Here is a 1,076-nt window from a genome sequence, read left to right as displayed (position 1 = left end):
GCCAACAGCACCGCGGCCGGCTGCACGCGCGAGACCAGCTCGGCCACCACGGTCGCCTTCGGGGCCACCAGGTAGCCGTCGATCTCCTCGCTCTCGGCCGCGTAGATCTTCTCCGCGCCGTACTCACCCAACTTGGCGCTCAACGCCTCCGCGGCACCGGGGCCACCGAGCACGACCGCGCTCGCCGTGCCCAGCTCGCGGGCGAGGGTGAGCATCTCCAGGGTGACCTTCTTGACGCCGAACTCCCGAGTGGCTTCGACGACGACCAGAACCTCAGACATGACCCCAACCCCTCACACGAACTTCTCGGTGGCGAGGAACTCGACCAGCTTCACGCCGCCGTCGCCCTCGTCGGTGACCTTCGCCCCACCGGAACGCGGCGGACGCTTGGTGTGCTCCAGCACGGCGCTGGTCGCGCCCTCGAAACCCACCTCGGCCGCAGCGACGCCGAGGTCACCCAGGGAGAGCGTCTGCACCGGCTTCTTCTTCGCCGCCATGATGCCCTTGAACGACGGATACCGCGGCTCGTTGATGGTGTCCCACACCGACACCACGGCGGGCGTCGAGGCGGTGACCACCTCGTAGCCCTCCTCGGTCTGCCGCTCCACCGTCAACGTCGCACCGTCCACGGTGAGCTTGCGGGCACCCGTCAGCGCCGCGATGCCCAACCGCTCGGCGAGCATGTGCGGCAGGACCTGCACCCGGCCGTCGGTCGACTCGCTGCCACACAACACCAGATCGGCGTTCAACTGACCGAGCGCGGCAGCGAGGACCTTCGACGTGGCCACGGCGCAGGACCCGTGCAGGGCGTCGTCCACCACGTGCACCGCCTTGTCCGGACCCATGGACAGCGCCTTACGGATCGACTCGGTCGCCCGGTCCGGACCCATCGTCAGAACCGTCACCTCGCCCCCGTGCGCCTCCTTGATCTTCAACGCCTCCTCGATGGCGTACTCGTCCATCTCGTTGATCACGTTGTTCGCCGAACCGCGGTCGACGGTGTTGTCGTCAGCACGCAGGCTGCGGTCCGCGCCCGAATCGGGCACCTGCTTGACGAGTACGACGATGTTCATCGC

At 68.2% G+C, this 1,076-nt stretch carries 1 protein-coding gene and 1 pseudogene; both read right to left on the bottom strand.

The annotated features are described in order from the left end of the window. Positions 1 to 281 (bottom strand): annotated as a pseudogene (locus tag F6X68_RS32770) (electron transfer flavoprotein subunit alpha/FixB family protein); the annotation flags it as partial. A 12-nt stretch (positions 282 to 293) separates the two neighbouring features. Further along, complete coding sequence (locus tag F6X68_RS32765) at positions 294 to 1,073, bottom strand: electron transfer flavoprotein subunit beta/FixA family protein (RefSeq protein WP_151457846.1); 780 nt, start codon at positions 1,071 to 1,073, stop codon at positions 294 to 296. Positions 1,074 to 1,076: the final 3 nt, after the last annotated feature.

The sequence above is a fragment of the Micromonospora sp. AMSO12t genome (assembly GCF_008806585.1).
Classification (GTDB): Bacteria; Actinomycetota; Actinomycetes; order Mycobacteriales; family Micromonosporaceae; genus Micromonospora; species Micromonospora reichwaldensis.
Note: the sequence above shows the minus strand (reverse complement) of the source record. Positions and strands in the feature narration are given on the sequence as shown.

Coding starts and splice junctions, on each gene's coding strand:
- F6X68_RS32765 (WP_151457846.1), bottom strand. CDS start 1,073: ATGAACATCGTCGTACTCGTCAAGCAGGTGCCCGATTCGGGCGCGGAC.